We start from the raw sequence: 9287 nt of genomic DNA on the forward strand, positions 1-9287 counted from the left end.
TGGCAGAAAGGGTTTAGGATGTTTTTATCTTCCACGGATTATTTTGGACTAATAATAGTGGAGAATATTTTTTAACTGCGTAATTAACGTAAATCAGTGAGAAGTGATTTTTGATGGTTTCCCGCAGATTTAGAAGATTACCGCAGATTTTTTAGCTCAATAATATTATACATACTTTTACTTATATTAGAATAATCATCCGTAAAACTTAAAATAATTAGCTATGGATGAAAATGAACTATCTTATAAAATTAGGGGTGCAATCTTTACAACTTACAATGCCCTCGGTCCTGGACTTTTAGAATCTGCATATCAAATCGTGTTAGCACATGTTTTAACCCAAAGCGGATTACAAGTTGAACAACAAGTTCAGTTACCAATAATCCTCGATGATATTGAACTAGATGCAGGATATAGAATAGACCTTTTGATAAATGGGCTGGTAATTCTTGAAATAAAATCAGTAGAAACTTTAGCAGCAGTGCATCATAAACAAGTATTAACTTATTTAAAGCTTTCCGGATTGAAATTGGGATTGCTCGTAAACTTTAACACGATAGATATTGTTGGTTCAATATTCCGCAAAGTAAATGGGCTATAAATACCATTTAATAAGCATTTTAAATAAAATCTGCGTAAATCGTGTTAATCTGCGGGACACCTTTTAAACCAAAAAAGCCACTCCTTTAATGGAATGGCCTTAATATTTATAATATCCTTCGGCAAGCTTAGGATGACAGCTTATTAAGCTAATAATCTAATTGGCTCTTCTAATAAACCTTTTAACGTTTGTAAGAATTGAGCTCCGGTTGCACCATCAACCACACGGTGGTCGCAACCTAAAGTTAATTTCATTACGTTACCAGGAACAACAGCACCATTTTTAACAACAGGAACTGCCTGGATAGCACCTACTGATAAAATAGCACCATCAGGAGAGTTGATGATTGATGTAAACTCATCAATACCAAACATACCTAAGTTAGAAACGGTGAAAGTAGAACCTTCCCAATCTGCAGGTTGTAGCTTTTTTAGCTTTTGCTTTTCCGCCGAAATCTTTTACTTCAGCAGAGATGTGTGATAAAGATTTACCATCAGCAAAACGAACTACAGGTACTAATAAGCCATCTTCAACAGCCATCGCCACACCAATGTTAGTATGCTCATTGAAACGGATTTTATCACCACCCCATGAAGAATTCACGGCAGGATGTTTTTTCAAGGCAACTGCAACCGCTTTAATTACGATATCGTTGAATGAAACTTTTACCGGAGCAACTGCGTTGATTGCCGTACGGGCAGCCATTGCGTTGTCCATATCAATACTTACGGTTAAGTAGAAATGTGGTGCAGTAAATAAACTTTCAGCCAAACGTTTTGCAATTACTTTACGCATTTGCGAAACAGGTTGCTCAGTAAATTTAACTTCACCAACAAATGTTGGAATTACAGGAGCAGCAGCGCTTGATTTCTCAGCAGCTGGAGCTGACTCTGATTTCGCTGGAGCAGCAGCTGGCTTGAAGTTTTCAATATCTTTTTTAATGATACGTCCACCTTCTGCACTACCTGCAACTTGCGATAAATCAATTCCTTTATCTTTAGCAATTTTCTTAGCTAAAGGAGATGCTTTTACTCGGCTATCAGAAGAGCTTTCTGCAACAGGCGCAGCAGCACCTGCATCAGCAGTTGTAGCTTGTTTTTCTTCTTTCGGCGCTTCTTCCTTGCTTTCAGCTTTTGCTGTTGGCGCAGAACCACCCGCTAAAATTCCACTAACATCTGTTCCTTCCGGACCAACGATAGCTATAATGCCGTTCACTTTAGCTGCCTGACCTTTTTCTACACCAATGTGTAATAAAGTTCCGGTTGCATAACCCATAACCTCCATAGTTGCCTTATCGGTTTCTACATCAGCTAAAACATCATCATCCTTCACCTGGTCACCAACTTTTTTATGCCATTCAGCAATAACGCCTTCAGTCATGGTATCGCTCAACAAAGGCATACGAATTACGGTAACACCTTTTGCTGCTAATTCTTCTTCGCTTAAACCACCACCTTGAGCTGGGGCAGCTTCTTCCTTTTTATCTTCAGTTTTAGGCGCTTCGCCTTCAGCTTTAGGCTTTTCGCTTCCAGCTCCTTCAGCATCTAAAGCTGCCTGGAAATCTTCACCCTCTTTACCGATAACGGCCATAACAGCATCAACCGGAACAGCTTCACCTTCTTTTACACCAACGTATAAAAGTGTACCATCCCAATAAGATTCCATGTCCATTGTTGCTTTGTCAGTTTCTACTTCTGCCAAAACATCGCCGCTTTTCACTTTATCGCCCACCTTTTTATGCCACTTCGCCAAAACCCCTTCGGTCATGGTGTCGCTCATTTTGGGCATTTTAATTACATCAGCCATTATATCTAATTAATTGAAATCTTTTATAAAATTAGTCCATTACGTAAGGGTAGTTCTCAGTCATGTAAACATCTTTGTATAACTCAGATGCATCTGGCCAAGGAGACTCTTCAGCGAATTTCACCGCCTGATCTACCGTAGCCTTAACTTTAGCTTCTACCTCTTCAATCCAAGCCTGGTCTGCATACTTTTCTTTTAGAATAGTTTCTCTTGCAAGTTCAACCGGATCTTTTGCCTTATAATCTTCTAATTCTTCTTTAGTACGATATTTTGCAGGATCAGACATTGAGTGACCACGGTAACGGTAAGTTCTCATTTCTAAGAAAGTTGGTCCTTCACCTTTACGGGCACGTTGAATGGCCTCATCCATTGCATTGTGTACGGCAACTGGGTCCATACCATCAACCGGAGCACATGGCATATCAAAACCTAAACCAATTTTATAAATATCAGTCATATTGGTAGTACGTTGTACTGAAGTACCCATTGCGTAGCCATTGTTTTCGCAAACAAAAATTACAGGCAATTTCCACAACATAGCCATGTTAAACGTTTCGTTTAATGCACCCTGGCGCACGGCACCATCGCCCATATAACAAATGTTAACGTTATCTGTTCCTTTGTATTTTTCTGCAAAAGCAACACCAGCACCTAGTGGAATCTGACCTCCAACAATAGCATGGCCACCATAAAAATTATGTTCTTTGCTAAACATGTGCATTGAACCACCTTTACCTTTAGAGCAACCAGTAGCTTTACCATACATTTCTGCCATAATGCTATCGGCACTAACACCTAAAGCTAAAGCATGAGCGTGATCACGGTAAGTAGTAATCATTGAATCGCCTTTTTGCATTGCAGAAATTGCTCCTGCAACCACAGCTTCTTGCCCAATGTATAAATGACAAAAGCCACGAATTTTTTGTTGTCCGTATAATTGGCCAGTTTTCTCTTCGAATTTGCGCATCAGCAACATCGATTCGAACCATTTTAACCAAGTATCTTTATTTATTTCTACTGCACTCATTTTAGGATATTTGTTTTTTTGCGACAGCAAATCTAATTTTTTTATTGTAATTTTTGGCACTTTTCAGTGTAAAAACATCATACACTTTCATACAATTGTAGAATTAACGGTTGTTTCAATAAAAAAAACTTATTCATCCTGTCTATTTCCCTCAAAACGTCGATTTCACATATTTTGATTTGACAGTTTATCAAGGTAATGGTTCAGGTAGATGATGAAATATAATTCTGTAAAATAGCCCATTACCGTAATTTATATATTTTTATTTGGAAGCCAATTTCCGTAGCTTCTATGCTAAAGCGGCCCCGCCATTTGCATTATCTTTTTTGTGAATTTCTTTTGGGAATGGAAAGATCTTCGCACAAAAAAGGATAAATGCTGCTGTCGGGCTTAAGTTAGCTTAGCTTTCTGCATTTGGTTACGGTTTTAAAACCACTTCTCCAATGTTAAAGCTCCGATATGATTAACTTCAGAAAAGTCATTGTGGGTTTGAGCCTGTTAAAAATCTTATTTCCACGCAAAAAACAAAATATGTCCTTCGTTTACTTGTGCTGAACTTTGGGAAGTTAGGATAACAATATTTTTTTTATTTAAATTGAAGATATCATGGTGGTTAAAATTCCAAAGCACATTAAGCCTAGTTAATTTAAACCTGATAGAACGAAAATACTTTTGAGGCAGATGCATTGATGTTTGAAATTAACGAACGCAAAAGATTGTAGGGATAGCAGGACTTTCGAAACCGATACGCACAGAAACTGTTTTTCGAAATAATATTTTAATCTTAATCTCGTTTCCTAACAGGTCGCAATCGTTCAAATGTTAATAACTTTCATTTTTTAACAGGTAACATTTGGATAACATTTGTATAATCAATACTTTTGGCAACCAACAATAAGCCCATGTGGTTTACGTTACTGTGTAAGTGAATACCCAAACATAACTGTATAACATGATTAAAAAATTTTTGTTTTCATCCCTAATCGCTATCTGCACGCTCTCAGCCGCATTTGCGCAAACAAAAACAAAAGAATCTGGTAAAGAATTAAATGATCCCGACAACCTGGCCTCTCAATATTTTTCACAAGTAATGGGTGTTGCCGTTGATGCAACTTCAAACTTGAAATTATATAAGTTTGTGTATGAATGGATCGGAACGCCATATAGCTACGGCGGATCGAGCAAAAAAGGGATTGATTGTTCGGCTTTCACCAAAGCGATTTACGACAAAGTTTTCAACACCACAATCCGAAGAAATTCACGCGATATTTTTAGTATGGTTGATCCATTAGCTAAAGATGATTTAAAAGAAGGTGATTTAGTTTTCTTTAAAATAAAGAGCAGAAGTATTTCTCATATTGGTATTTACCTGGGAGATAACAGATTTGCTCATGCATCCAGCTCACGCGGTGTGGTTATTAGTAATTTAAATGAACCTTATTACAGCCGCTATTTTTACAAAGGCGGAAGAATTTTAGAATCGTTTAAGAAAGAATTTACAGTAGAATAATAACAATTTACGATTGTAGATTTACAATTTGTTTGAACACATACAATCCTCCTGAAGTAATTTTGGAGGATTTTTTTATACCTCATAAATTAATTAATGAAACTCTCCAGTAACTTACTTTTATCGTTTCTTATCATAATTATCGTTTTAAGTTGTACCAATAACAACGCACAGGTTAACATTCCGGCCGCGAAACAAGATACTATCGAAAGAAAGCTAAAAGATACGATTTCAATTACTGCTGTGGGCGATATCATGTTGGGTTCTGCATTTCCATCAAAAACGAATTTACCGCCTGATGATGCTGTAAATAGTTTTCAAGCGGTAGACAGTTTGCTTAAGGGCGATATTGTTTTCGGAAATTTAGAAGGCTGTTTTTTAAACTCTGGAAATTCAAATAAGTGCAATGGCATCAATCCGAATAATTGTTATGCTTTTAGAATGCCTGAACGTTATGCCGGAATTTATAAAAAGGCAGGTTTTAACGTTTTAAGTATTGCCAATAACCATGTTGGAGATTTTGATGCTAAAGGCCGGAAAAATACCGCTCGTATTCTGGATTCACTACAGATTCATTATGCCGGGCAACTGAACAAACCCTTCGAAATATTCGAAAAAGATAGCGTTAAATATGCATTCTGTGCTTTTGCACCAAATGAAAATACGGTTTCAATTAATAAAATTGATAGTGCCAAAGCTTTGGTTGCCCGCCTGAAAAAACAGGTAGATATCGTGATTGTTTCCTTCCATGGCGGAGGAGAGGGTGCCAGGTTTGAGCATGTACCACGCAAAAATGAAATTTTTTATAAAGAAAATCGGGGTAATGTATATGCATTTGCCCATGCAGTTATCGATGCAGGTGCTGATGTAGTTCTAGGACACGGCCCGCATGTAACCCGGGCGGTAGAAGTTTATAAAAATAAATTTATCGCTTACAGCCTGGGTAATTTTTGTACCTATGGCATGTTTAGCCTCAAGGGTAACAACGGCATTGCGCCGCTACTTCAGTTGAAAATTAATTCTAAGGGTGATTTCCTGTATGCTGATATAGTTTCCATACAACAGGACAAAATCAACCGCTTAACCGTCGATGAAAATAACAGGGCTTTTAAGCGTATAAAAGAATTAACTGATATCGATTTTATTGGTCATCAGCTGAAGTTTGAGGATAACAGGATAGAAACGAAAGAAAATTAAACTCAGATACCAGAGCTAAATCACAATTTTAAAAACATAGAAAAAAGGATTAATTCTCCATTACATTATTGCCATTTCAGCGGCAATTTTAGTGTTGGTTGCAGCTTATTACATTAATGAAAATCCAAAAAATATCTGGTCAGCTGGTATTATAATATTGGCCGGATGCCTGGTAGCTTTCAGCCAATATCAAATTATAAGGCATAAGAAAAAGCAGTAATTTGCCTGTTAACTTTCATCCTTGGTATTTTTAACCAAGCCAATTCCCGATACGAAGAATATTAAACCGATTACACCGTACACAAGCAATCCTCTGGTTTGTTGGCTGTGATTAACAAAGCCCCAGCCTGCATAAATTAGCCCAATAATGCCTAAGATGGTAAGTACTGTTCCGAAAGTGCGTTTTACATTCATGATTAGATTTTTTAGTAGTATATAGACAAAAAATAAATCCTTTTGTTTGGCTGCTTGCTAAAGCGTCATGTTTGTATTTTATTTTTTATAACTTCATAAAAAAATCTAATTATGCAATACACTATTTACATTCTCGGTTTTCTCTTTCTTATTATCTTATTAAGCTCCTTTGTTACCGTTAAACAAGGTACTATAGCGGTGGTAACGGTTTTTGGCAAATACCGCAGACAACTTCGCCCGGGGTTAAATTTTAAAATTCCTTTAATAGAACAAATTTATTCTAGAATTTCGATTCAAAATCGTTCGGTCGAATTATCATTTCAGGCAGTTACTCAAGATCAGGCCAATGTTTACTTCAAGGCGATGCTTTTGTACTCTGTGGTTAATCAGGATGAAGAAACCATTAAAAACGTAGCTTTTAAATTCGTAGATGCTACAAACTTGATGCAAGCACTGATTAGAACCATTGAAGGCTCGATTCGTGCTTATGTAGCTACGCAAAAGCAAGCAAATGTATTGGCGCAACGGAATGAAATTGTATTACATGTAAAAGAGCAAATTGATCAGGTTTTAGATGGCTGGGGCTATCATCTACAAGATCTTCAATTAAACGATATTACTTTTGATGAAGAAATTATGCGATCTATGAGTCGCGTGGTGGCATCCAACAACTTAAAAGCGGCTGCCGAAAATGAAGGTCAGGCTTTATTAATTACCAAAACCAAAGGCGCTGAAGCAGATGGTAATGCCATCAAAATTGCCGCAACTGCTGAGCGTGAAGCTGCACAACTTCGTGGGCAGGGTATCGCTTTGTTTAGAGAAGAGGTTGCAAAAGGTATGACCAATGCAGCACATGAAATGCAGCAAGCCAATTTGGATACTTCGGTAATTCTTTTCACCATGTGGACTGAAGCGATTAAACAATTTGCCGAATACGGCGAAGGGAATATCATATTCCTGGATGGCAGTACGGAAGGCATGAACAAAACCATGAAAGAAATGATGGCCATGCAATTGAGTCAGAATCCTATAAAAAAGGACTAAAATAAATTTCTTTATCAGAAAAAGACTTTGCTATTAAGCAGCAGTCTTTTTTTTGCCTAAGTTATATGTGTTTTGGCTAAATCAAAACCAGATTAAGCTAAATTTCTACAATGAAATTGATTGAATTTTGTGTGGTGATCGGATGAGGCATGCAGCTTAATTTCATCCATCACTCATATTAATCTAGTTTAAAAATTAAAAGTAATCAACTATGAAAGTTTTTGTAACAGGGGCAACCGGATTTGTGGGTTCGGCAGTAGTAAAGGAATTGATTCATGCTGGTCATGAGGTTCTAGGCCTCGCCCGAAACGAAAAGGCTGAGCAGGCCCTCCTAGCGGCAGGCGCTGAGGTACATAAAGGCGATCTTGAAGACCTGGAAAGTTTAAGGCAAGGGGCAAAAGCTGCCGATGGTATTATACATGCCGGATTCATTCATGACTTTACCCGATTTGCAGCAGTTTGTGAAATTGATCGTATAGCGATAGAAACGATTGGTGATGCTATTATAGGAACTGACAAACCCTTTATTGTAACTTCAGGAACACTTGTGGTTAATCCAGGTCGCTTAGCAACCGAAGACATGTTGCCAAATTATAACGGTCAAAATCCACGACTGGCATCAGAAAAGGCGGTAGATGAGCTTGCTGAAAAAGATGTTCGGGTAGCAGTAGTTCGTTTGTCGCCATCTGTTCATGGAGAAGGTGATCATCACGGCTTTGTTCCAATGTTAATCAATATAGCACGAGAAAAAGGTTCTTCCGCCTATGTAGGCAATGGAGAAAACCAATGGACTGGAGTCCATCGACTCGATGCCGCTAAGCTTTACAGGCTAGCTTTAGAACAGGCCACACCTGGTGCCCGTTATCATGGGGTTGCTGAAGAATCGATCACGCTTAAATCGATAGCAGAGGCTATTGGTAAACAACTCAATTTACCGGTGGTGGCTAAATCAGGGGATGAGGTAACTGAACATTTTGGTTGGTTTGAACATTTCGTAAGTGTTGATGGGCCTGCATCCGGGCAATTGACTCGTAAGCGCTTAAATTGGAAGCCTACTCATCCTGATTTGATTCACGACTTGGAGAATGGAGTTTATTTTCAGTAAATTGTATGATGGAAGTTTCAAACCGATATCGTTTTAAAACCATATCAGAATATCACAAACTTGCGGGACTGCCAAAGCCAGGGCATCCGCTGGTGAGTGTGGTAAATATGGAAGATGTGCGTATGCCGGTTACCGGCCGGTCGAAAACAATGATTTTTGATTTTTATTCCATTGCACTCAAACGTGTTCCCGATGCTAAAATTAAGTACGGGCAGCAAATAAGCGATTTTGATGATGGTGTGTTATTTTTTATGGCACCTGGCCAGGTTTTTACCGTTGAAATAAATGAAGATAAAGAACATCGCCCCACTGGATGGATGATTCTTTTTCACGCTGAATTGCTGTGGCACACACCATTGGCCAGAACAATTAAAAATTATGACTTTTTTGACTATTCATTATTTGAAGCTTTACATGTTTCAGAAAATGAAGAAACTGTTCTGAATTCAATTGCTCAACTAATCAAAACTGAAACCAATAGCAATATTGATCGCTTTACTCAAAATGTGGTGATTGCGCAATTGGAACTCCTGCTTAATTATGCTCAACGTTTCTACGGGCGGCAGTTTATTACACGCAAAGC

At 38.0% G+C, this 9287-nt stretch carries 7 protein-coding genes and 2 pseudogenes; 6 read left to right on the forward strand and 3 right to left on the reverse strand.

The features are described 5' to 3' along the window. The first annotated feature begins 223 nt into the window (after nt 1–223). Nucleotides 224–601, forward strand: coding sequence for a GxxExxY protein (locus tag ON09_RS07810; RefSeq protein ID WP_010600502.1), 378 nt, complete (start codon nt 224–226; stop codon nt 599–601). Between the two features lie 143 nt (nt 602–744). On the opposite strand, the pseudogene ON09_RS07815 reads toward ON09_RS07810, so the two are convergent. Then, nucleotides 745–2407 (reverse strand): annotated as a pseudogene (locus ON09_RS07815) (2-oxo acid dehydrogenase subunit E2). A 31-nt stretch (nt 2408–2438) separates the two neighbouring features. After that, a complete protein-coding gene (pdhA, locus tag ON09_RS07820) occupies nt 2439–3434 on the reverse strand; it encodes a pyruvate dehydrogenase (acetyl-transferring) E1 component subunit alpha (RefSeq protein ID WP_010600503.1) in 996 nt (331 codons plus the stop codon). Between the two features lie 952 nt (nt 3435–4386). Between pdhA and ON09_RS07830 the strand changes: the two genes are divergently transcribed. Then, a complete protein-coding gene (locus tag ON09_RS07830) occupies nt 4387–4944 on the forward strand; it encodes a C40 family peptidase (protein WP_010600504.1) in 558 nt (185 codons plus the stop codon). Nucleotides 4945–5040: 96 nt separating this feature from the next. Further along, nucleotides 5041–6141, forward strand: a complete 1101-nt coding sequence (locus ON09_RS07835; RefSeq protein WP_010600505.1) for a CapA family protein — start codon at nt 5041–5043, stop codon at nt 6139–6141. Between the two features lie 228 nt (nt 6142–6369). On the opposite strand, the gene ON09_RS07840 is transcribed toward ON09_RS07835, so the two are convergent. Further along, on the reverse strand, nt 6370–6555 hold the full coding sequence (locus ON09_RS07840; protein ID WP_010600506.1) for a hypothetical protein: 186 nt from the start codon (nt 6553–6555) through the stop codon (nt 6370–6372). 111 nt (nt 6556–6666) lie between these two features. On the opposite strand from ON09_RS07840, the gene ON09_RS07845 reads away from it, so the two are divergent. The 3 genes and pseudogenes from ON09_RS07845 to ON09_RS07855 form a co-directional block, all read left to right on the forward strand. After that, complete coding sequence (locus ON09_RS07845) at nt 6667–7599, forward strand: SPFH domain-containing protein (RefSeq protein ID WP_010600507.1); 933 nt, start codon at nt 6667–6669, stop codon at nt 7597–7599. A 211-nt stretch (nt 7600–7810) separates the two neighbouring features. After that, nucleotides 7811–8704 (forward strand): SDR family oxidoreductase, encoded by an 894-nt coding sequence (locus ON09_RS07850; protein ID WP_010600508.1) that lies wholly within the window; start codon nt 7811–7813, stop codon nt 8702–8704. Nucleotides 8705–8709: 5 nt separating this feature from the next. Beyond that, nucleotides 8710–9287, forward strand: a pseudogene (locus tag ON09_RS07855) (AraC family transcriptional regulator); the annotation flags it as partial.

Origin of the sequence: Pedobacter agri PB92 (assembly GCF_000258495.1) — a bacterium.
Taxonomy (GTDB): Bacteria; Bacteroidota; Bacteroidia; order Sphingobacteriales; family Sphingobacteriaceae; genus Pedobacter; species Pedobacter agri.

Excerpts from the sequence above, each read along its gene's own strand:
- ON09_RS07830 (WP_010600504.1), top strand. The coding sequence starts at position 4,387 with ATGATTAAAAAATTTTTGTTTTCATCCCTAATCGCTATCTGCACGCTC.
- ON09_RS07845 (WP_010600507.1), top strand. The coding sequence starts at position 6,667 with ATGCAATACACTATTTACATTCTCGGTTTTCTCTTTCTTATTATCTTA.
- ON09_RS07835 (WP_010600505.1), top strand. The coding sequence starts at position 5,041 with ATGAAACTCTCCAGTAACTTACTTTTATCGTTTCTTATCATAATTATC.
- ON09_RS07810 (WP_010600502.1), top strand. The coding sequence starts at position 224 with ATGGATGAAAATGAACTATCTTATAAAATTAGGGGTGCAATCTTTACA.
- pdhA (WP_010600503.1), bottom strand. The coding sequence starts at position 3,434 with ATGAGTGCAGTAGAAATAAATAAAGATACTTGGTTAAAATGGTTCGAA.
- ON09_RS07850 (WP_010600508.1), top strand. The coding sequence starts at position 7,811 with ATGAAAGTTTTTGTAACAGGGGCAACCGGATTTGTGGGTTCGGCAGTA.
- ON09_RS07840 (WP_010600506.1), bottom strand. The coding sequence starts at position 6,555 with ATGAATGTAAAACGCACTTTCGGAACAGTACTTACCATCTTAGGCATT.